Origin of the sequence: Caballeronia sp. INML1, assembly GCF_023631085.1 — a bacterium.
GTDB lineage: Bacteria > Pseudomonadota > Gammaproteobacteria > Burkholderiales > Burkholderiaceae > Caballeronia > Caballeronia turbans.
In genome coordinates, this window is record NZ_JALQDT010000049.1 from 35734 (window position 1) to 56163 (window position 20430).

Here is a 20430-nt window from a genome sequence, read left to right on the forward strand (position 1 = left end):
TCGTTCAACGCAATTCCGCCAGCGCCTCATCCATCTGGGACTGCGCGAGGCGGTTCAACTCCTGTGGAATCTCGCAATCGAGCGGCAGACAAGGCGTGACGATGACGCGGATATGCCCGCCGCGATCCGGCCAGCCCTTCGCCGGCCAGACCTTGCCCGCGTCATGCACGACGGGCACGACCGGCACCTTCGTCGCGCAGGCGAGGCGCACGCCGCCCGATGCGAGCTTGAGCGGCGCATCGTGCGCGACGCGCGTGCCTTCCGGAAAGATCACCACCGAATCGCCTTTCTTCAGCCGCGCGGCGCACTCGCGCGTCACGGCGGCGTGCGCCTGGCGGATCGATCCGCGGTCGAGGCTCACCATGTCGAGGCCGCGCAGCACCCAGCCGAAGAACGGAATATTCATGAGTTCGTGCTTGAACACGAAACTGATGCGCCGGGGAAAGAGCGCCATGAACGAGAGCGTCTCCCAGGTCGATTCGTGTCGCGACAGGATGATGCACGGCCCGTCGGGCAGATGCTCCAGTCCTTCGATCGAGCACGTGACGCCGGTGATGACGCGCATCATCCCGACCATCGCGCGGCACCAGAGCTTCGCGAGCCAGTAACGCCCGTTGCGGCCGACGAACGGAAACAATGGCAGGATCAGAATCGACCAGACGATGCCGCTGCCGAGCAAATAGGTTGCAAAGAGCCACTTGACGAAGGTGCGTCGCATCGGGATTCGTGAGATGACGGGAATGACGAACGGCGGGAATCCGCAAGCATAGCGTATCGGGCGAAATGCGCCGGACGGGCATCGCGCGTCATCCGGTGTCATCGAACCGATGCAACAATGGACCCCGACGAAACACATTCAGCAAGGATAAAGCGCAATGGACAATCAATCGCCGGTGCAGTTCGACGAAGGCATGCTCGACGTGGGCGACGGTCATTCGATCTACTGGCGCGCGCAGGGCCCGCGCGAGGCGCCCGTGATGCTTGTCGTGCACGGCGGCCCCGGCGGCGCGATGAACGTGAAGTGGGCCGAGGTGCTCGAAGCGGACAAGTGGCGCGTCGTGTTCTTCGATCAGCGCGGCTGCGGCAAGTCCACGCCGTTCGGCAGGCTCGAGGCGAACGGCATCGACGCGCTCGTCGGCGACATGGAAAAGCTGCGCGTCGCGTTGAAGATCGAGCAATGGGCGATTTTCGGCGGCTCGTGGGGCACGACGCTCGGGCTCGCATACGGCGTTGCGCATCCGCAGCGTTGCACGGGCTTCCTGCTGCGCGGCGTTTTTCTCGCGCGGCGCGAGGACATCGACTGGTTCCTGTGGGACGTGCGGCGCGTCTTTCCCGAGGCGCATCGCGCGTTTCTCGATGCGATCGAGGCCGCGTGCGGCAAGCGTCCCGCGAACGCGCACGAGATCCTGCAGATGACCGAAGCGCCGCTCGCGCGCTTCGACGAGGCCGGCACACGGCTCGCGCGCGCGTGGACGCAATACGAGACGACGCTGTCCGTCGTCAACAAGCCGGAGAAGGAACCCGCCGAGGAAGAGAAGCGCCCGAGCGCGGAAGCCAACGCCGCCGCCATTTCAATGGCGCTCCTCGAGCGTCACTACATGGCGAACGAGCTGCCGCCGGCGCCGCTGTTGCCGCTCGTCGTGCGCATCGCGCATCTGCCTTGCCGGATCGTGCATGGACGCTTCGACATGGTGTGCCCGGCCGATCAGGCCGTGGACCTTGCCGCGCGCTGGCCCGGCGCGGAGCTGGCCGTCGTGAATGCGGCGGGGCACTGGACGTTCGAGCCGGGCAATCTCGCGGCATTGCGCGCAGGCGCGGCGGCGCTTGCCAGTTCGATCGCGCAAGTGAAAAGCGCCGCCGCCTGAGGCTCAGAAGACCGAGGGCGCCGCCTGGCTCAGCCTGCGCCAGTCCAGGTCCGCGCCGATCACGACCGGCTTGCCGGCGCGCTGCATCGCGACCGTAAGCGTTACGCACAGCGACGTCCCCGTCACGGAGAGATAAGGCGCGCTCGTCACCACCTGCTGCGGTTTCGCGTGCGCATCGACGAAGTACGGGCGATTGTCCCAGCGTCCGGTCGACGGATCGGCGATCGGCGCGAAGCGCTCGCTCGGTGCAATCGCGGCCGCGCCCGCTAGCCCGGGCAGGAACTCGCGTCCGTTCTGATCGAGGAAGAAGCAACTGAGCGTGCAGGGCAGCGCGAGCAGATCGGCGCAGGCGGATTCGGTCGTCGCGCCGGAGGCGAAGCGCCGTGCGGCCTGCGTGAGTCCCGCGCGATAGGGCAACAGAAGCAGATCGCCCGCGAGGCGCTCGGTGCGGCGCATCTGCGCGAGCGCATCGAACACGTCTTCGAAAAGCGGCGTGGCCGCGCCCCGTTCGGCGAGTTGCGCCGACGGCATGCCGAACAGATAGCCCTGCACGAAATCCACGTTCGAGCGCGCGGCGAGCATCAGATCCTCGCCCGTCTCGATGCCTTCGGCGACCACGAACATCCCCGACTCGTGCAGAAGGTCGACGAGCTTCGGCATCAGCGCGTCGCGCATGTGTGCGCTTCTGGCCCGCACGAGACTGCGATCGAGCTTCACGATGTCCGGCCGCAGCGTGATCAGCCGGTCGATGTTGGAGTGCCCCGCGCCGAAATCGTCCACCGCGACAAGAAAGCCCTGCGCGCGAAACGCGCGCGTCGCGCGCGAGATGTCCTCGACGTCCGTGCCGCCCGACTCCAGCACTTCGATCACGAGCCGCTCGGGCGCGAGACCCGCTTCGCGCGTGGCCGAAGCGAGCCGCGCGGCATAGCCCGGTTTCGTGAAGGTCGCCGGGTTGATGTTGATGAAGAGCCACTGCGCGGCGGGCAGCATGGCCGCCGCATTGCGCAGATGCGCGAGATGGCTCATGCGGTCGAGTTCGGTCAGCTTGCCCGCCACGATCGCGCGCCCGAAGAGATCGAACGGTCCGACGAGCGCGCCGCCGCCCGTCTCGCCGCGCAACAGCGCCTCGTAGCCCACCTCCCGTTGATGCGGCAGGCTGTAGATCGGTTGCAGATGCGTGCGCAGCGCGATGCCGTCGACGACCTCCGTCTGTCGGGTCAGCACGTTCAGGCGGACGTGGAGGCCGGGCGCCGCGCGGCGCCCGGCGAGGGCGTACGGGAAGCGCGCGCCGGCAGACGAACGCACGAGGGAGCAGTCAGGTCGATGAACGGCACGGCAGTCACGCGTTTCGGTGGGGATGAGCGCAATATCGGCCGGTCGTGCGCAAACTTGAGCATCGAATCGGTCCATGCGTCGGCGGTTTGCCGCCGGGGCCCGCGCGTCCTATCTTTGTTGGTGCGGTGCTACGATCCGCCTGCAACTTAAGCCGGGCCGCACTCGTCGAAAGTTGCAACGAACCCCTAGAGAGAGATATGGCGCAACAGAAAACCAATCCCAAACTCGAGCAGGCGCTGACACGCGGCGATCTCGCGATCCGCCAGGCCAACTCGGGCCGCGCCACCGCCGTGCTGCGCGCGCTCGGCAAGATGATCGTGGAAGCATCGGCGACCATCGGCGTCGAGGCGCACGTCGTCATTCACGATGGCGACAAGATTTACGATCCCGCCGACGGCGTGTGGCCTCAGCAATTGCTGGTGTCGCTCGATGGACCGGTCGAAGAAAACGATCCGGACGAGATCCGCACGATCACGCTGCTTGCCGATACCCCCGCGACGATCTTTCGCTGCGAGTGGCAACGCGCCGACGGCAATATCGGGCGACAGGAAGGCCGTCCGCTCGCGATGGTGGCTTTCATAACCGATGTCGACATCCCGTGGCTCGACGAAGACGACTGAATTTTTAATCCGCTTCAGCGGAATTCACGCAGTCGACATGATTATGTCGTGATAGGGCGGGCGTTCTTCCAAAAGAACGCCCGCTTTTCGTTTCACATTTCGGGCTTCCGAATCCCAATCTCTGCGCTTTCCCGATTTCGCACATTGTGCGAAGAAAAAATGTAAGCAAACGTTACCGAACCCCTTTTTATAAGTGTTTTCCAGCGTTTACGCGATGCTCCGCGGCGGTTCGGCGAAGGCTATTCTCCTGATTGCCTCTCGCGTCGATTGGTGGCTGCTCGCCCTCGTTCTTTCACCCTCATCGGGCTCGCATATTCGCTCACGGCATATGCGTATATGGTTTGCGGCGGCTACCGGCGATGGGCTTTTTCGTCGATTAGAAGCTTTCTTCCACAGCTTTAGCCTGAAAGTTGCTGAGAAACAGTAGCAAGCGCGCACCCCGTTTTTCGACTTCGTGAGAGGCTCGTTTTGCCCGTGTAGGGAACCCTCCAATAAACGTCCTCAACACGCGGCATCTTTTCAATCGCCAAGAAAAAATGGGGTTTACAAATGGAACGTCTGAACCTTGCCAAGAACGCCGCCGCTAACCAATCCGAACCGGCGGTTCGCCCAGCTCTCACGGTCGTGCCCGCACTTCAGAAAAGCGAGCGTATGCCGTTTACTATCCGTATCGTCCGTGACGATGCCGGATTGCAAAAAGCCGTGAGCATCAGACGTTCGGCCTATGGGCGGCATCTGCCCGAATTCGCCGAAAAGATGACGATCGAGTCCTCGGATCACGATCGCGGGACGGCCGTGCTTCTGGCTGAATCCAAGCTGGACGGCGCACCGCTCGGCACCATGCGCATTCAGACCAATGCCTATGGTCCGCTCGCCGTCGAGCAGTCGGTGCGTCTGCCCGAGCATCTGGCGACGAGCCGCCTCGCCGAAGCGACGCGTCTCGGCGTCGCGGGCGGGATGGTGGGCCGGGTGGTCAAGGTGGCATTGTGCAAGGCGCTCTGGATGTTCTGCGAATTGCACGAGATCGATTACATGGTGATTACGGCGCGTACGCCGCTGGATCGGGAGTATGAGGCGATGCTCTTCAAGGATGTTTTCGGCGCGGGCGAATTTCTGCCGATGTCCCATGTCGGCGGCCTGCCGCATCGGGTGCTGGCGAAAGACGTCGCCGCTGCGCGCCAGCGCTGGGAAGAAGCCCGTCATCCGCTCTTCAATTACATGGTGCACACGCATCATCCCGACATCGATTTGCATTCTGTAGATTTATCTTTTGACTGGGAACCGGTACGATGCCCTGAAGCTCCGCTGATGGCTTACGGCAGGTGAGAAAGGCACGATCGTATCCAGGAAGGTAAAAGCGAATAACCGGATCAAGGAGCGGTCCGGTAGGCCAAAAGCGGTGGTGCGCGGGGATCCTTCGCGCTCCGCCGCTGTCTGCGCCGGCGCATTTCTCGCTGCGCGCAAACGGGGGTTTTTCCAGGTATGGCGTCGGTTATTCCAGCTTCCTTATCGAGATTCAGACGCACGGGCTCGTGGATCGACGACGCGCTGTACGCGGTCGCCGTTTATGCCGTGCCGATCCTGATTTTGCTCGGTACGATCGCGACGCTTTACTTCCTGCCGCGTCAATATGAAACACGCGGCGCGGTCCCTCTCGCGCTGCGTGTCGTCGCCGATAACGGCGGCATCACCACACCCGCCGAGGCGCTCGACGCGCTGCAAGGCGCTGCGCCCGTTTCGCGCTACAGCACGCGTCTGTCCGAAAAGCCAATCTGGTTCAGCTTCACAACGCCTAGCATGAGCGCGGAATCATCGACGGTCGTCGAATTGCCATCGCGCCATGCGCAAACGCTTGCCTGCTGGAACGCGAGCACGCTCGCGCTGCTCGGCCAGGCGGACCGCGACAGCGTGAGCGGCGAGATTCGCACGGTGAAGGCGGGCTTCTTCATACAGGTCGGCCGTATCAGACAGGCGGAGAACGTTCTGTGCCGGGGCACCTTTTCCGGTCCTGCGCAGATCAATGCGTACGCGTGGGAATGGCAGGGCCTGCGCAGTTCGGCGCTCGATTTCCAGGAGAGTTCGGGGCTGATCGCCGGTGGTTTGCTGACGCTCGCGGTGTTCGTCTTCGTCACGGCGCTCATCAATCAGGAATGGACGTATGTGATTTTCGCCGTGTGGCTCGTCGGCAATCTGCGGCTCTGCGCGAACGCGATGGGCTGGGACATGCAATGGCTCGGCCGCGTGCTGCCGTCGGAATTCATGCAGCCGTTGCGACAGTTTACCTTCGCCGCCTATTACTTGCTGACGGCCGCGCTCTTCCAGCAGCTTTTCCGGCGCGAGTTGCGCGTAGTCGGCTATCGCTGGCTGCTGCGCGTGATCCAGTATGTCGGCATTGTCTTGCTGGCGGCCGCGTTCGCACTGCCGTATGCGCTTTTCATTCCGACGCTCTGGATCATCGCGGGGTTCGGCATCTGCGTGCTGCTGTTTTTCCTCGCGCGGCTCGTGTGGATGGCGCGCTCGCGCACCGTGCTCTGGTATGTCGCGTCGCTCGGCGTCGTGCTGTTCTCGACGTTCTCCGAAGTGCTCGGCGCGGCCTTCGGCCTGAAGGTGCTCGTCGGCGGCGTCAATACGGTGATGGCCGCGCTGTCGTCGAGCATGATGGCGGCCTTCGCGATCGCCGAGCAGATGCGCGCCGAACGCGATTTCCGCCGTCAGGCGCAGATGGAATTGCGCAACACCTACGAAGTCACGCCGATCGGCCTCTTCACGCTCGATGCCGACGGTCACTTCGTGCGCGCCAATCCCGCGTTGCGCGCGATGCTCGATCTGCAAAAGAGCGACTACAAGGCGCGCCATTGGAACGACTATTTCGAGGCGGGCGCGTGGGGCGCGTTGCAGGCGCTGGCCTCGAAGGGCAGCGACGGCGAACTCGAAATGGGCGGTTCGCCCGAGCGCGGCACCGGCGAACGACGCTACTTGCTGAAAGCCATCCGCTCGAACGGATGGATCGAAGGCTCGCTGCAGGACACGACGGAACGTTCGAAGGCCGTCGAGCGGCTGCGTTTTCTCGCGGAGCACGATTCGCTGACGGGCTCGCTGAATCGCCGCGGCGTAGAGAAGGCGATTTCCGCGCAGAGCGAAGAGACGCTCCCGTGGGCGCTCGCGTATGTCGACCTCGACCGCTTCAAGCTCGTCAACGATCTCTTCGGCCATCGCAGCGGCGACGAAGTGCTGCGCCAGGTCGCGGCGCGCACACGGGCGCACTTCTCGCGCAGCTATCCGGTCGGGCGTATCGGCGGCGACGAGTTCGTCTGCGTGATGCACGACACGTCGATCGAAGACGCCATCGCGCAATGCCGCGAGCTCATTTCGATTCTCTCCGACGCGCCGTACCAGGTCGGCAATCGCGCGTTCCAGGTGAAGGCGTCGATCGGTCTCGTCGAATGCTCGCAGGGCGTGCGCGTGCAGGACGCGCTTTCACACGCGGATCGCGCGTGCCGTGAAGCGAAGAAGGTCGCGCACACGCATCTCGTCACCTATCGCAAGGGCGCGGCGGCATTCGAGGAGCGCGCGGAGGAACTGAGGCTCGTCGAGACGCTCGGGCGCAATCGCCTTCCGCCGGGGCTTTTCCTCGTGATGCAGCCGATCATGTCGCTGTCCGCGCCGACCGAATCGCTCAACTTCGAAGTCCTGTTGCGCATGCGCGCGCCCGACGGCGCGACACTGCCCGCGGGCAAGGTGATCGTCGCGGCGGAGGAATCGGGCAATATCGCCGCGATCGACCGCTGGGTCATTTCGACGCTGCTCGACTGGATCGAGGCGCATCAGCACCGGCTCGGCAACACGCAGTTCATTTGCGTGAACCTGTCGGGCGGCTCGCTGAACGACGAGCAGTTCATGGAGGACATCTTCGCGCTCTTCGCGCGTCATCAGTCGATCGTGCATTACCTGTGTCTCGAGATCACGGAGAGCGTCGCGCTGCACGATCTGGAGAACACGCAGCGCTTCATCGCGCGCGTGCACGACATGGGCGGCAAGATCGCGCTCGACGACTTCGGCGCGGGATACACGTCGTTCAAATATCTGAAGGCGCTATCCGCCGATGCGCTGAAGATCGACGGCGAGTTCGTGCGCTCGATGTGCGCGCATCCGGCGGACATTGCGATCGTCGAGGCGATCGTCGCACTCGCGCGCAATCTCGGCATGCGCAGCGTCGCGGAGTGGGTCGAGGACGTCGATACCTTGCGCGCGTTGCAGGAGATCGGCGTGGATTACGTGCAGGGCTTCCTGATCGCGCGGCCGCAGGAGAGCTCGGCGATTCTCGCGGCGAGCTCGGCCGCGAGTTTCGTGAAGGATCCGGAAGTGATCAGTTTCGTCGAAGGCCTGTCGGAGCCGGCACAGGCGAACGTGTTCGACTACGAATGGCACGCGCGTGCCTCAGGGACGCACTGAGCCCGGCACGGCTCAGGCCGTCTTCATCTCGTTCAATACCTTTGCCGCCGCAATCGGAATGCGCGTGTCGTCCCATTGCGCGAGCCATTGAATCTCCTTGCGCGTGAAATAGCCCGCGTGATTGCGCAGCGCGAACTGCAGCGAATCGACGATGTGATCGCGAATGATCTGCGGCGCGTTCTCGTCCTTGACGATCGCGTGTAGGGCTTCGAGTGTGCTCATGTTTTTGCCGGGCGTGTGTGTGTCGGGGATGACCATCTCGCCGACCATAACCGACCAAAAATTCGTGAAAAAAATCGGCCTGCATCGCGCGGCCGGTCTATGAACGGGCGCTTGATAAAATCGGCCCGGATGTCTTTACTAAATAAAAAGACTGGATTTAATCGAACGGGGACGAACACATGAACGATGTCCGGCGCTCGCGGCTGCCCGGAGAGGCGCGAGCCGATGTCTGAGCGGCCCGCGCGCAAAGCCTCGGCGCATTCCGTCGGCTCGAATCAGCTCGGCATGCGCCAGTTCAACGAGCGCATCGTCCTGCAGGCGATCCGGCTCCACGGCGCGCTGCCCAAGGCCGACATCGCGCGCATGACGCGCCTGTCGATGCAGACGGTCTCGCTGATCGTCGATCATCTGATCGAGGACGGCCTGCTCGCCAAAGAGCCGCGCGCGCGCGTGCGCGGCCGCATCGGTCAGCCGTCGGTGCCGATCTCCCTGCGTGCGGACGGCGCGTTTTCCATCGGCGTGAAAGTGGGGCGGCGCAGTCTCGACGTGCTGTCGATGGACTTCGCCGGCAACGTGCGCGCGCGCGAAACGCTGGCCTATCCGTATCCCGATCCGCATACGCTCTTTCCCGCGCTGGAAGAGCGGCTCGCGCGCACGATCGGCGCGCTCGGCGACGGCGCACGGAAGATCGCGGGCATCGGCGTCGCGGCGCCGTTGTGGCTGGGCGGCTGGCGCGACTTCTTCGACACGCCGCCCGATGTGCTCGCGGCGTGGGACGACATCGACATCCGCGAACGGATCGAAGCGATGACGGCGCTGCCGGTCGAGTTCGCCAAGGACACGACGGCCGCGTGCGCCGCCGAACTGGTGATGGGCCAGGGACGCGGGCTGCGCAACTTCCTCTATGTTTTCATCGGCACATTCATCGGCGGCGGACTCGTGATCGACGGCCGATTGCACGCGGGCCCAAGCGGCAACGCGGGCGCCATCGGCTCGTTGCCGCTGATGAGCCACGGCAACGGACGACGCGCGGGGCAACTGCTCGACAAGGCGTCGGTGTATGTGCTCGAAAAGGCGTTCGTCGCGGCGGGCGCGCCGGCCGCCGCCGCGCACGACGAGCGCGCATGTTCGCCGCCGTTGCGCGCGCTATCGGACGCGTGGATGCGCGGGACGTGTCCCGCGATCGCGACGGGCATCGCAGCGTCGGCGGCGCTGCTCGATCTCGAAGCCGTGGTGATCGACGGTGAAATCGACCGGATCTTGCTGCGCGAGGTCATCGGGCGCACCGACGACGCGCTCGCCGCGTTCGACTGGCAAGGCATGACGCGCCCGCGCCTCGTCGAAGGGCAGATCGGCCCCGACGCCCGCGCAATGGGCGGCGCGATCCTGCCGCTCTATGCGCATTTCGCGCCGAAGCACGAGCTTTTTCTGAAGCCGCTCGACGCCTGAGGTCAGTCCAGTGAGAGCCGCGCGGCGAACGCGAGCAGCGCGGCGGAGAACGTCCAGCGCTGCACGGTCTGCGCTTTCGGATGGCGGCGCAGCCAGCCGGAAATTCGCACCGCGCCCGCCGCCAGCGTGAGGTCGAACAGGACGCCGACCGCAACCAGCACGACCCCCAGTTCCAGCACTTGCGACCAGACCGGACCGCTCTGCGGCCGCACGAATTGCGGCAGCAGCACGGAGCAGAACAGCAGCGCCTTCGGATTGAGAATGCTGCTCAGAATGCCCTTCGCGTAGGCCGAACGCAGCGTGGATGCGGCCGCCTGACCGGGCGTCGCGTCGAGCCCGAACGCGGGCGATCGGAAAATCTGAATCGCCACGTAAGAGAGATACAAACCACCCGCGATGCGCACGCCGTCGTAAAGCCACGGCGCGCTGCGCAAGAGCGCGGCGACGCCGAGCGCCGATAGCGTCACATGCGTCGCCCGCGCCGTGGCGAGTCCGCCGGCCACGGCGAGACCGTGGCTCAAACCGCGCGTGCCGCTCGTCTGAAGCACGAGCGCCATGTCCGGTCCGGGCAGCGCATACACCACCGCGAGCGCGCCGATGAAAACCCATAGCAAGTGTGCCGAGACCATGATGCGCTCCTGTTTCGATGGCGATATCGTGCCACTTCGGAGGGAGCGTTTTCTGGCTTTTTTACTCCCGATATGGTCATCAAGCGAGACTTTCCCCTAGAATCGGATCAATAAGAAGGGGAAAGCTCCATGATCGAAATCGATCGTATCGACCGCGCCATGCTGGCCGCGCTTCAGCAGGACGGCCGCATGCCTGTCGCGAAACTCGCCGAGCGCGTCGGCCTGAGCGAGACGCCGTGCGCGCGCCGGCTCAAGCGTCTGGAAAGCGAGGGCTACATCGACGGCTATCGCGCGGTGCTGTCACGCAAGGCGCTCCAGTTGGGCGTCGTCGCGTTCGCGCAGGTGCGCTTCAGCGTGCACGATCGCGCGCTGTCGGATCGCTTCGAGCGCGAAATTCAGGGGATTCCGCGCATCGTGTCGTGTCACAACATCTCGGGGACGGCGGATTATCTGCTCCAGATCATCGCGCGCGATCTCGACGAATACGGCGTCTTCATGCGCGACATCCTGCGAACCTTGCCGGGCGTGACAGCCGTCGAATCGATGCTCTCGCTGCGCGAGGTGAAGCGCGACAGCGGCGTGCCCGTGCCCTGATAATTGTCTATACAAGGCTGAGGCGAACACGGCGAGAATAGCTCCGGGATTCCCCTAATACAACCTAAGTTGTATATACAAGAACATGAGACTCATTCGATGGCGTCCCATCGACACTCTCTTTCTTGATGCGCAGGAGCATTCGTGACTTCATCCTCCCGTTTTCGCGACACCGAGATCCGCGCGCCGCGCGGCACCCGACTCAACGCCAGGAGCTGGCTGACCGAAGCGCCGCTGCGCATGCTGATGAACAATCTCGACCCCGAAGTGGCCGAGAATCCGAAGGAACTGGTGGTGTACGGCGGCATCGGGCGGGCGGCGCGCGACTGGGCGTGCTACGACAAGATCGTCGAGACGTTGAAACGCCTCGAAGCGGACGAGACGCTGCTCGTCCAGTCGGGCAAGCCGGTCGGCGTGTTCAAGACGCATGAGAATGCGCCGCGTGTTCTCATCGCGAATTCCAACCTGGTGCCGCATTGGGCGAATTGGGAGCACTTCAACGAGCTCGACGCGAAGGGCCTCGCGATGTACGGACAGATGACCGCCGGCAGCTGGATCTACATCGGCAGCCAGGGCATCGTGCAGGGCACCTATGAGACCTTCGTCGAAGCCGGACGCCAGCATTACGGCGGCGAGCTCAAAGGCCGCTGGGTGCTGACCGCCGGTCTCGGCGGCATGGGCGGCGCGCAGCCGCTTGCAGCGACGCTCGCGGGCGCGTGTTCGCTGAACATCGAATGTCAGCAAAGCCGCATCGATTTCCGTCTGAAGACGCGTTACGTCGATGAACAGGCGACCGATCTCGACGACGCCCTCGCGCGCATCCAGCGCTACACGTCCGAAGGCCGCGCGATTTCCATCGCGCTGTGCGCGAACGCGGCGGACATACTGCCCGAGCTCGTGCGCCGCGGCGTGCGTCCGGACATGGTTACCGATCAGACGAGCGCGCACGATCCGCTCAACGGCTATCTGCCGAAAGGCTGGACCTGGGCGCAATACCGTGACCGCGCGCAAAGCGATCCGGCGGGCACGGTGAAGGCCGCGAAGCAATCGATGGCCGAGCACGTCCGCGCGATGCTCGCGTTCCGCGAACAGGGCGTACCGACGTTCGATTACGGCAACAATATCCGCCAGATGGCCAAGGAAGAGGGCGTCGACAACGCGTTCGATTTTCCGGGCTTCGTGCCGGCCTACATCCGTCCGCTTTTTTGCCGCGGCGTCGGGCCCTTCCGCTGGGCCGCGCTCTCGGGCGATGCGGAAGATATCTACAAGACGGACGCGAAAGTGAAGGAACTCATCGCCGATGACGCGCATCTGCATCGGTGGCTCGACATGGCGCGCGAGCGCATCAGCTTTCAGGGCCTGCCGGCGCGCATCTGCTGGGTCGGGCTCGGCCAGCGCGCGAAGCTCGGCCTCGCGTTCAACGAGATGGTGCGCAACGGCGAGTTGTCGGCGCCGGTCGTGATCGGCCGCGATCATCTCGATTCTGGCTCGGTCGCGAGTCCGAACCGCGAAACCGAAGCGATGCAGGATGGCTCGGACGCCGTGTCCGACTGGCCGCTTCTGAACGCGCTCCTGAATACGGCGAGCGGTGCGACGTGGGTCTCGATTCATCACGGTGGCGGCGTCGGCATGGGCTTCTCGCAGCATGCGGGCGTCGTGATCGTGTGCGACGGCAGCCGCGAAGCCGATGCACGCATCGCGCGCGTGCTGCACAACGATCCCGCGACGGGCGTCATGCGCCACGCCGACGCGGGCTACGACATCGCCATTGAATGCGCGCGCGAGCAGGGCCTCGATCTGCCGATGATCACGCGATGAAAACCCTCTGGCACCACTGCCACGCCGCGACGATGGCCGGTGGCAAGTATTCGATCATCGAAGACGCGGCGATCCTGACCGACGGCGCGCGCATCGAATGGATCGGGCCGTCCGCTTCGGCGCCGGAAATCGGCGACTGCGGGCGTGTCGATCTCGAAGGCGCGTGGGTGACGCCGGGGTTGATCGACTGCCACACGCATCTCGTTTTCGGCGGCGATCGGAGCGGCGAGTTCGAAGAGCGGCTCGAAGGCGTGAGTTATGCGCAAATCGCGGCGCGTGGCGGCGGCATCGCGAGCACCGTGCGCGCGACGCGCGAAGCCAGTGAAGACGCGTTGTTCGAAGTCGCGAAGAAGCGCGCAGTCGGTCTGATGCGCGAAGGCGTGACCGCGCTCGAAGTGAAATCCGGCTACGGGCTCGATCTCGCCAGCGAACGCAAGATGCTCGCCGTGGCGCGACGTCTCGGCGACACGCTGCCGCTCACCGTGCGCGCGACCTGCCTCGCCGCGCATGCGTTGCCGCCCGAATACGCGAACCGCGCGGATGACTACATCGCCTATGTCTGCGACGAGATGTTGCCGGCGCTCGTCGAAGAAGGTCTCGTCGATGCCGTCGATGCATTTTGCGAGCACATCGCGTTTTCGACGCAGCAAGTCGAGCGTGTGTTTCGATGCGCGCACGAACTCGGCGTGCCCGTGAAGTTGCATGCCGAGCAGTTGTCGTCCTTGCATGGATCGTCGCTTGCGGCGCGCTATCGGGCACTGTCGGCGGATCATCTCGAGTACATGACGGAGGACGATGCCATCGCGATGGCGCAGTCCGGCACCGTCGCCGTGCTCCTGCCGGGCGCGTTCTACATGTTGCGTGAAACCCAAGTGCCGCCCATCGACGCGCTGCGGCGTCATCGCGTGCCGATCGCGCTCGCGAGCGATCTGAATCCCGGTACGTCGCCGGCGCTATCGTTGCGCATGATGCTCAACATGGGATGCACACTGTTTCGCCTGACGCCGGAAGAAGCGCTCGCCGGCGTGACGATTAATGCGGCGAGCGCGCTCGGACTGCGATCGACGCACGGCTCGCTCGAAGCAGGAAAGGCCGCGGATTTTGTCGCCTGGCGGATCGACAGGCCTGCTGAGCTTTCGTATTGGCTCGGCGGCGCGCTGCAAAATCGCGTCGTGCGTGGCGGCGCGGAGACTGATTTCGAGCGCATCGCGCGATGAAACAAAACGCCTCGTCCGGGCCGGGACGAGGCGTTGCGCCAGAAAAGAAACGATGAAGCGTGGCGTTACGTGCGCTTGCGGATCATTCCCCAGACGACGAGCAGGATGATGGCGCCGAGCACCGAGGCGATCCATCCCGCTGGCTGTCCCGGCTGATACCAGCCGAGCGCCCGGCCCACGTACCCCGCGATGAGCGAGCCGGCGATGCCGAGGATGATGGTCATGATCCAGCCCATGTTGTCGTCGCCCGGTTTGAGCGCGCGCGCGATGAGCCCGATGACGAGTCCGACGATCAAAGTGCCGATGAATGCAAACATGCGGTTGCTCCTTGACAGAGTTTTACAGTTTCTTGATTGCGTTGCCGATGGATTCCGGACGGTCCCGGTACGTTCAAAGTAGCACGGCGCAATGCGTTTGGGTAAGACACTGGCCGTCTGGCCAATCCTTGAAGCACGAACGATGCCCCGTGCATCGCCCAAGGTAAAATTCGTCGCATTGCCTCAATCCGTGCCTTGCTACGATATGACCGATTCCGAATTCCCCTCCAACGACGATACGATCCACGAAGATCGCCTCTGGCGCGACGACGGCTGGACCGCGCGCGTGATCAAGAACGAGGACGACGACGGCTGGGCCGTCGAGATGATTCAGGCGGGCGAGACGGAGCCCGCGCTCGTCGGACCGTGGACGATGGGCCGCGACAAGAAAAATCCAAAGCCGCTCGACGCAAACGCGTTTCGAACATTAGTCAAGACGGCGTCGGAAGTCTTGCGCCGGCACGAACAGCAGCGTCATGCAATGCTGAACAAGAATGTCACCGTCGATCTGCGGGGCGAGGACATTACCGTCACGCTGGAGATCGTTCCCGATGAGGACGATCCCTACGCGAATCTCAAAGCCTTCGATGCGTACGGCGCGCAGCTCGCGCACGTGCGCGTGTCCCCTTCATTCAAACTCAGCAAGGCGAGCGCCGAGCGATGGGCCGAGAACGAGTTCGCGAAGCCCAACTGAATCGCCCATTGTGCTCATCGCGCATGCCTAAAAGGAAAACGCCGTCTCACTTTCGTGAGACGGCGTCGGGAGAAGGATGCCGTGAGTCGGATCGGATCTCAGCGTTTCCTGACGACGAACTCGATCCGTCGATTGGCGAAACGTCCGCTCGCAGTATCGTTGTCGGCAATCGGATTGGCGTCGCCAAAGCCCGTGGCCGTGAGCGATTGCGGCGGTACGCCGTTTCGCACCAGGTAGCCCCGGACAGCCTCAGCGCGTTCCTTCGATACTTCGAGCTTCGCCGCTGCTGCACCTTGCGCATCCGAATAGCCCGCAATTTCGAGATTCACGATCGAACCCTTGGCGGCGCAGCTCTTGAGCAACTGCGCCGTCTCGCCGAGCGTGGAGTACGCGCTTTCCGGCACCTGTGCACTCGAGCGCGCGAAGTTGACAACCTGAAGGTCGAGTACCCGCGTCAGCTTGTCGCCAGAGCACGGCGTGTCAGTGGCGAGCAGGCTCTTCATCGCGTTGCGAAAGGATTGCGTTGCGGTGGCGACGGCGCCGTCTACGTCGAACGCCGCAACCTGGAACATGCCGCCGAGCGTGCCTTTCAGACGATCGGTCCAGCCGAGCTTCCCGTTCGCCGCCGTGCCGCTCAACTCGACTTTCGAGCCGCTGACCTTCGCTTCCGCACCAGGCACGGCCATGAGCGGGAAGAAGTCGTTCAGGCGCGAGAGCCAGGTTGCCGGGCGGGTTTCGGGAATGACCGAAACGTCCGCCGTGTAGGCCTTTCCGAAGCGGGCGGTCAACGTGTCGACCAGATGCTTCTTCTCTGCTTGCGTGCCCACGGTCGCCTCGATCGCCGGCACGCCTGCCGCGTTGACGCTGAACAACAACTGCGCGTCTTTCCAGGAGGCGGGCGCGGCCTTCGGCGCCGAGGCCGTTTCCGGCTCTGCCGCGGTTGCGACCGGCGTGTTCACAGGTGCCGCTACCGGCGCAGTGTCGGTGACCGGCGTAGTCGATAGCGCTGCGGACGACGCCGGCATTGACATGTCCGTGACGTGCTGCGTGGCCGGCGCGGCGCTCAGATCCACGCTGTCGCCATGCGTGAAGCCGCGGTAATAAACCAGCGCGAGAACGGCGGCCAGCACGGCAAAGAGCAGCCAGATCCACTTGTTCGAGCGTTTCGGCGCGGGTTTGCGCACCGGTGCGCGCATCGGGGGCGGCGCGGATTTTGAAGCTGGCGCAGTTTGCACGGGCGGAGCGGTCTGCATAACGGGCGCGGGCGCGGGTGCAACTGCCGCGGCCATCGCTACATCGCCATCCGTACGCGGCTCGAGGCTCGATGCGACCGTATCGAGCCGCGGCGTGATGCAACTCGTGAAGCCTTCTGTGTTACCGACGCCGATGGCTGTCGCGACCGCGTTCGACATCGACGAATTGATTTCGCCGACCTGATCGCGCAGCAGCTTGGGCACCTGCGGCAGTCCCCACTGCGCGAGCAGGAAGTGGCGCTTCATGATGCCGAACAGCACGGCGGCGACGATGCCCGCGAGCGCCGACGTGGCTTGCGTGGGAACGCCGGTTTCGGCCGAAACAGCGTCGGTCAGCGCATCGACGCGCTGGCCCGTCGCGAGCGCGGCAAGCGAATGACCATTGGCTTCGAGCTGCTTGAGTCCGCCGGTGGTCGCGATCACCTTGGATAAGTGATCCGCGATGTGGGCGTTGGTCTCCGACTGCATGATGACGGAATACACCGACTGCGAGCCGGGTACGAGCGTCGCCCGATCCATCAGCGATGCGACCAGGCCGGGCGCGATGCGTATCACGAGCTGCCGGACGATCTGACCGGGAATGCCGAATTGTTGCGACAACTGCTCGGCGATGGGTTCCGAGATCGCGGCATTGACCGCCTGGACCAGATTGATGCTCATCGACTGAGATTCCTTTCTACATGAACGCTTAACGCAAGCGCAAGTACGTAGCGGATTCTATATGCACAGGTATCCTAAAAAGAACCGTGCAAACTTCTTTACGAAAACGGTGCTTAAATGCGATTCGCGTTGTGCTTTTTAACGTGCGCGCAGGCTCAGTTCCGAGAAGAATCTGACGACGCGTCTGGCGGCGGCGCCGAGCGAGCCCGGCTCCGCGGGCGCGGGTTGCGCTTCCTTCACGGCAAGCGCGACGAACGACAGTATGGAATGCGACTGGATGAGCGTGCGGTACGACGCGTCGAGCGGCGACGTCCACGCGCAGCTGCGGCAATCGTGCTTGGGGCACGCGTTGCAGGGAGGTTGATTGCGGTTCATGGCGGAATCCTTCTGGGTATCCGCATATGATCTTCGATACGCTATCGTTAGGCGATCAGATACTTCCGATTGAACTCTTGGTTTTCATCTCGGAAATAGGACAAACTAACTCGATGAATCCGGGACTGTTTCAGCGCAAGGAGGCGGCGATGCACTATTTGTTGATTTACGATCTCTGTTCAGACTATCTGGAGCGCCGCGCGCAATTTCGCGACGCGCATCTCGCCCTTGCATGGGCTGCGGTCGAGCGGGGAGACATCGTGCTCGCTGGTGCGCTCGATGCCCCCGCCGATCGCGCGATGCTGCTGTTTCACAGCAATTCGCCCGCCGTCGCGGAAGACTTCGCAAAAAACGATCCGTACGTGACGAACGGGCTGGTCGAGCGCTGGGAAGTGCGCAAGTGGAACACGGTCGTGGGCACGAATGCGGCCACGCCCGTGAGATAGCGCGGCGCGGGCATCACGCGCCGGCGGTTTCTTCCTCGGGACGATCCCGGCGGGTGGGGCCGCGGCGCTGCGCCGAACGATAAAGGCTCGTCAGCGTGTCGTCGATTTGCTGCGAGCGCTCGAAGAGCGCCGCGAGCCAGTCGACGAACACCGACACGCGCGGCGTTGCCTGACGGCTTTTCAGAAACGCCACCGATACCTTGAGCGGCGGCGACTTCCATTGCGGCAGCAATTCGCGCAGTTGCCCCGAGCGCAGATACGGCTGCGCCGCGATGCGCAGCGGCTGGATCATCCCCAGCCCTTCGATGCCGCATGCGAGGTACGCATGCTCGTCGGCGACCTGCACGAAGCCGCGCATCTTCATGGTGACGGGCGCGCCGTCGACATCGAAATCGAAGTCGGCGGGGCGGCCGCTTTTCTCGGAGATGCAATTGACCGCGACGTGCTGCGCGAGATCGTCGAGTGTTTCCGGCGTGCCGTGCTTCTCCAGGTACGCCGGACTTGCGCACGTCACCTGTTCGAGCACGCCGAGCCGGCGCGCGATCAGACCCGAATCGGGCAATTCGCCGAGCTGCACGCTGCAATCGACACCTTCGCCGACGAGATCCACATTGCGATTGCCGATGCCGATCGACAGCTCGATCTGCGGATAGCGCGCATGAAACTCCGGCAGCGCGGGCACGACGATCGAGGTCGCGACGGTATCCGGCATCTCGACGCGCAGCCGTCCGCGCAGACGCTCCTCGCCCGCGCCGAAGCCGGATTCGAGCTCGTCGATATCGGCGAGGATTTGCGCGCAACGCTCGTAATAAGCGGCGCCATCGACGGTGAGATTCAGGCGCCGTGTCGTACGTGCGAGCAATTGCACGCCGACCAGCGCTTCGAGTTGTTGCACGGTCGTCGAAACACTCGCGCGCGGCATGCCGAGCGACTCGGCCGCACGCGTGAAGCTGTTCGTATCGACGACACGCGTGAAGACACGCATGGCATGGACGCGATCGATCACGTTGTGTTTTCCTTTTATGACGATTGAATGGCGATGCGCGAAAAAAAGCGTATCCACCGCGGCTATGAAGCGGCGGAAAAAAGGCGCATCGGCGATGGTTAGATCGTACGGACGGGAAGCGTCAACGTGAATACACAAAAATGGAGGATTCTTGCCTGATCCTTTCTGACGGCGCGAATCGCGCCATTTACAGCGCCGGCATTTCGCCGCGCAGACGGCCCGCGAAACCGGTCATGTCGGCGCCGGAGGGTGCCTGATAAAGGCGCAGCCCCATTTCCGGCAGGATCGACAGCAGATGATCGAATACGTCGCCCTGAATGCGCTCGTATTGGGTCCACGCGGTCGTCGCGGTGAAACAATAGACTTCGACCGGGATGCCCTCCGATTGCGGTTCCATCATGCGGACCATGATCGCCATGTCCTGGCGGATTTCCGGATGGCGTTGCAGATAAGCGAGCCCGTACGCGCGAAACGTGCCGATATTCGTGAGCCGCCGCCGGTTCGCAGGCTCGTTCGCGAGTTCGCCGAGATTGCGGTTCGCCTGCTCGACCTCGGTCTGCTTCTGTTCCAGATAATCGTGCAGCAGCCGAAAGCGCTTCAGGCGTGCGGTCTCTTCCTCGGTGAGAAAGCGCACGCATTGCGCGTCGATGCGCAAGGTACGCTTGATGCGCCGTCCGCCCGATTCGAACATGTGCCGATAGTTGCGATAGCTCTCCGAAAAGAGCTTGTACGTCGGCACGGTGGTCACGGTGTTGTCCCAGTTCTGGACCTTGACCGTATGCAGCGCGATGTCCTTCACGAAGCCATCGGCGGCGGCTTGCGGCATTTCGATCCAGTCGCCGATCCGCAGCATGTCGTTCGATGTCAGTTGCGTGCTCGCGACGAGCGACAGCAGCGTGTCCTTGAAGACGAGCAGCAGCACCGCGGACAACGCGCCGAGACCGGAGAGCATCCAGAGCGGCGAGCGGTCGATGAGAATGGACAGCACGAGCACGCCGCACACGAGCGCGAGCGCCAGCTTGCCGATCTGGATATAGCCCTTGATCGAGCGCGTCTGTGCTTCCTTGCTTTCCGCATAGACGTCCTGCCACGCGGACAGCGCGCTGCCCGCGGCGAAAAACAAGCAGACCCACGCGCCGCCGTGCGCGACGCGGCCGATGACCGTGGCCCAGTGGCCGATGCGCGGCACGTCGTCGATGCCGAGCGCGACGGTCGCGAACGGCACCGCGTACCAGAGGCGATGATAGGCGCGATGCTTGATGCACGCGCGGTCCCACTTCTGATGACCGGCGAGCACGAGCAGCCGATGTGCGACATACAGCACGATGCGCGCGACCACCCATTGCAGGAAGAGCGCGATCAGCGCGAGCGCGACGAGACCCGCGACGAGTTGCGCCCACGGATGAGCGGCGAGCAGATGCGGCAGGGGATCGGGAAGGAAGTCGAAATTCATACCGTTCGGTCAGGACTGGGAAGCG

The 20430-nt window shown here is 63.9% G+C and carries 19 protein-coding genes; 10 read left to right on the forward strand and 9 right to left on the reverse strand.

What is annotated here, in order from left to right; translation table 11 throughout:
• Positions 1-4: 4 nt before the first annotated feature.
• Positions 5-718 carry a 1-acyl-sn-glycerol-3-phosphate acyltransferase gene (locus NCR38_RS15440; RefSeq protein WP_061118190.1) on the reverse strand — a complete coding sequence of 238 codons (714 nt, stop codon included), beginning with the start codon at positions 716-718 and terminating at the stop codon, positions 5-7.
• Between the two features lie 157 nt (positions 719-875).
• On the opposite strand from NCR38_RS15440, the gene pip reads away from it, so the two are divergent.
• A complete protein-coding gene (gene pip / locus NCR38_RS15445) occupies positions 876-1865 on the forward strand; it encodes a prolyl aminopeptidase (RefSeq protein WP_061118189.1) in 990 nt (329 codons plus the stop codon).
• A 3-nt stretch (positions 1866-1868) separates the two neighbouring features.
• Here pip and NCR38_RS15450 read toward each other — a convergent pair whose 3' ends face one another.
• Positions 1869-3170: an EAL domain-containing protein gene (locus NCR38_RS15450; RefSeq protein ID WP_086961036.1), complete on the reverse strand. Its 1302-nt coding sequence runs from the start codon at positions 3168-3170 to the stop codon at positions 1869-1871.
• Positions 3171-3397: 227 nt separating this feature from the next.
• Between NCR38_RS15450 and NCR38_RS15455 the strand changes: the two genes are divergently transcribed.
• The 3 genes from NCR38_RS15455 to NCR38_RS15465 all read left to right on the forward strand — a co-directional run bounded on the left by NCR38_RS15455 (position 3398) and on the right by NCR38_RS15465 (position 8272).
• A complete protein-coding gene (locus tag NCR38_RS15455) occupies positions 3398-3820 on the forward strand; it encodes a hypothetical protein (protein WP_014251177.1) in 423 nt (140 codons plus the stop codon).
• A gap of 549 nt (positions 3821-4369) precedes the next feature.
• Positions 4370-5146 (forward strand): hypothetical protein, encoded by a 777-nt coding sequence (locus NCR38_RS15460; protein WP_061118188.1) that lies wholly within the window; start codon positions 4370-4372, stop codon positions 5144-5146.
• Between the two features lie 156 nt (positions 5147-5302).
• Positions 5303-8272, forward strand: coding sequence for a bifunctional diguanylate cyclase/phosphodiesterase (locus NCR38_RS15465; protein WP_250477332.1), 2970 nt, complete (start codon positions 5303-5305; stop codon positions 8270-8272).
• A gap of 12 nt (positions 8273-8284) precedes the next feature.
• Here the strand turns inward: NCR38_RS15465 and NCR38_RS15470 are convergent, their stop codons facing one another.
• Positions 8285-8494 carry a hypothetical protein gene (locus NCR38_RS15470; RefSeq protein WP_061118349.1) on the reverse strand — a complete coding sequence of 70 codons (210 nt, stop codon included), beginning with the start codon at positions 8492-8494 and terminating at the stop codon, positions 8285-8287.
• A 225-nt stretch (positions 8495-8719) separates the two neighbouring features.
• On the opposite strand from NCR38_RS15470, the gene NCR38_RS15475 reads away from it, so the two are divergent.
• A complete protein-coding gene (locus NCR38_RS15475; RefSeq protein ID WP_061118348.1) occupies positions 8720-9943 on the forward strand; it encodes an ROK family transcriptional regulator in 1224 nt (407 codons plus the stop codon).
• A 2-nt stretch (positions 9944-9945) separates the two neighbouring features.
• On the opposite strand, the gene NCR38_RS15480 is transcribed toward NCR38_RS15475, so the two are convergent.
• Positions 9946-10572 (reverse strand): LysE family translocator, encoded by a 627-nt coding sequence (locus NCR38_RS15480; protein WP_061118186.1) that lies wholly within the window; start codon positions 10570-10572, stop codon positions 9946-9948.
• A gap of 129 nt (positions 10573-10701) precedes the next feature.
• Here NCR38_RS15480 and NCR38_RS15485 point away from each other — a divergent pair, with 129 nt between their 5' ends.
• From NCR38_RS15485 to hutI, 3 genes are all read left to right on the forward strand, one after another.
• Complete coding sequence (locus tag NCR38_RS15485) at positions 10702-11166, forward strand: Lrp/AsnC family transcriptional regulator (RefSeq protein ID WP_061118185.1); 465 nt, start codon at positions 10702-10704, stop codon at positions 11164-11166.
• Between the two features lie 144 nt (positions 11167-11310).
• On the forward strand, positions 11311-12984 hold the full coding sequence (gene hutU, locus NCR38_RS15490; protein WP_061118184.1) for a urocanate hydratase: 1674 nt from the start codon (positions 11311-11313) through the stop codon (positions 12982-12984).
• Positions 12981-14201 (forward strand): imidazolonepropionase, encoded by a 1221-nt coding sequence (gene hutI / locus NCR38_RS15495; RefSeq protein WP_061118183.1) that lies wholly within the window; start codon positions 12981-12983, stop codon positions 14199-14201. Before hutU ends, hutI begins: the two co-directional genes overlap by 4 nt.
• A gap of 65 nt (positions 14202-14266) precedes the next feature.
• On the opposite strand, the gene NCR38_RS15500 is transcribed toward hutI, so the two are convergent.
• Positions 14267-14518, reverse strand: a complete 252-nt coding sequence (locus NCR38_RS15500) for a GlsB/YeaQ/YmgE family stress response membrane protein (RefSeq protein WP_061118182.1) — start codon at positions 14516-14518, stop codon at positions 14267-14269.
• A 205-nt stretch (positions 14519-14723) separates the two neighbouring features.
• Here NCR38_RS15500 and NCR38_RS15505 point away from each other — a divergent pair, with 205 nt between their 5' ends.
• Complete coding sequence (locus NCR38_RS15505; protein WP_061118181.1) at positions 14724-15212, forward strand: hypothetical protein; 489 nt, start codon at positions 14724-14726, stop codon at positions 15210-15212.
• Positions 15213-15310: 98 nt separating this feature from the next.
• On the opposite strand, the gene NCR38_RS15510 is transcribed toward NCR38_RS15505, so the two are convergent.
• Together NCR38_RS15510 and NCR38_RS15515 are read right to left on the reverse strand one after the other, a co-directional pair.
• Positions 15311-17125, reverse strand: a complete 1815-nt coding sequence (locus tag NCR38_RS15510; RefSeq protein ID WP_061118180.1) for an OmpA family protein — start codon at positions 17123-17125, stop codon at positions 15311-15313.
• A gap of 138 nt (positions 17126-17263) precedes the next feature.
• Positions 17264-17500 carry a hypothetical protein gene (locus NCR38_RS15515; protein ID WP_061118179.1) on the reverse strand — a complete coding sequence of 79 codons (237 nt, stop codon included), beginning with the start codon at positions 17498-17500 and terminating at the stop codon, positions 17264-17266.
• A 149-nt stretch (positions 17501-17649) separates the two neighbouring features.
• On the opposite strand from NCR38_RS15515, the gene NCR38_RS15520 reads away from it, so the two are divergent.
• The gene (locus NCR38_RS15520; RefSeq protein ID WP_061118347.1) at positions 17650-17946 is read left to right on the forward strand and encodes a YciI-like protein; all 297 of its coding nucleotides are present in this window, start codon (positions 17650-17652) and stop codon (positions 17944-17946) included.
• Between the two features lie 13 nt (positions 17947-17959).
• Here NCR38_RS15520 and NCR38_RS15525 read toward each other — a convergent pair whose 3' ends face one another.
• A complete protein-coding gene (locus tag NCR38_RS15525) occupies positions 17960-18952 on the reverse strand; it encodes a LysR family transcriptional regulator (protein WP_061118346.1) in 993 nt (330 codons plus the stop codon).
• A gap of 187 nt (positions 18953-19139) precedes the next feature.
• A complete protein-coding gene (locus NCR38_RS15530; RefSeq protein WP_061118178.1) occupies positions 19140-20405 on the reverse strand; it encodes a mechanosensitive ion channel family protein in 1266 nt (421 codons plus the stop codon).
• Between the last annotated feature and the right edge of the window lie 25 nt (positions 20406-20430).

What these genes read in the sequence shown, in the direction of transcription:
- NCR38_RS15510 (WP_061118180.1), bottom strand. Translation starts at nt 17,125, where the DNA reads ATGAGCATCAATCTGGTCCAGGCGGTCAATGCCGCGATCTCGGAACCC.
- hutI (WP_061118183.1), top strand. Translation starts at nt 12,981, where the DNA reads ATGAAAACCCTCTGGCACCACTGCCACGCCGCGACGATGGCCGGTGGC.
- NCR38_RS15460 (WP_061118188.1), top strand. Translation starts at nt 4,370, where the DNA reads ATGGAACGTCTGAACCTTGCCAAGAACGCCGCCGCTAACCAATCCGAA.
- NCR38_RS15480 (WP_061118186.1), bottom strand. Translation starts at nt 10,572, where the DNA reads ATGGTCTCGGCACACTTGCTATGGGTTTTCATCGGCGCGCTCGCGGTG.
- NCR38_RS15520 (WP_061118347.1), top strand. Translation starts at nt 17,650, where the DNA reads ATGCACTATTTGTTGATTTACGATCTCTGTTCAGACTATCTGGAGCGC.
- pip (WP_061118189.1), top strand. Translation starts at nt 876, where the DNA reads ATGGACAATCAATCGCCGGTGCAGTTCGACGAAGGCATGCTCGACGTG.
- NCR38_RS15500 (WP_061118182.1), bottom strand. Translation starts at nt 14,518, where the DNA reads ATGTTTGCATTCATCGGCACTTTGATCGTCGGACTCGTCATCGGGCTC.
- NCR38_RS15455 (WP_014251177.1), top strand. Translation starts at nt 3,398, where the DNA reads ATGGCGCAACAGAAAACCAATCCCAAACTCGAGCAGGCGCTGACACGC.
- NCR38_RS15515 (WP_061118179.1), bottom strand. Translation starts at nt 17,500, where the DNA reads ATGAACCGCAATCAACCTCCCTGCAACGCGTGCCCCAAGCACGATTGC.
- NCR38_RS15440 (WP_061118190.1), bottom strand. Translation starts at nt 718, where the DNA reads ATGCGACGCACCTTCGTCAAGTGGCTCTTTGCAACCTATTTGCTCGGC.
- NCR38_RS15475 (WP_061118348.1), top strand. Translation starts at nt 8,720, where the DNA reads ATGTCTGAGCGGCCCGCGCGCAAAGCCTCGGCGCATTCCGTCGGCTCG.
- NCR38_RS15465 (WP_250477332.1), top strand. Translation starts at nt 5,303, where the DNA reads ATGGCGTCGGTTATTCCAGCTTCCTTATCGAGATTCAGACGCACGGGC.
- NCR38_RS15485 (WP_061118185.1), top strand. Translation starts at nt 10,702, where the DNA reads ATGATCGAAATCGATCGTATCGACCGCGCCATGCTGGCCGCGCTTCAG.
- NCR38_RS15470 (WP_061118349.1), bottom strand. Translation starts at nt 8,494, where the DNA reads ATGAGCACACTCGAAGCCCTACACGCGATCGTCAAGGACGAGAACGCG.
- NCR38_RS15530 (WP_061118178.1), bottom strand. Translation starts at nt 20,405, where the DNA reads ATGAATTTCGACTTCCTTCCCGATCCCCTGCCGCATCTGCTCGCCGCT.
- NCR38_RS15505 (WP_061118181.1), top strand. Translation starts at nt 14,724, where the DNA reads ATGACCGATTCCGAATTCCCCTCCAACGACGATACGATCCACGAAGAT.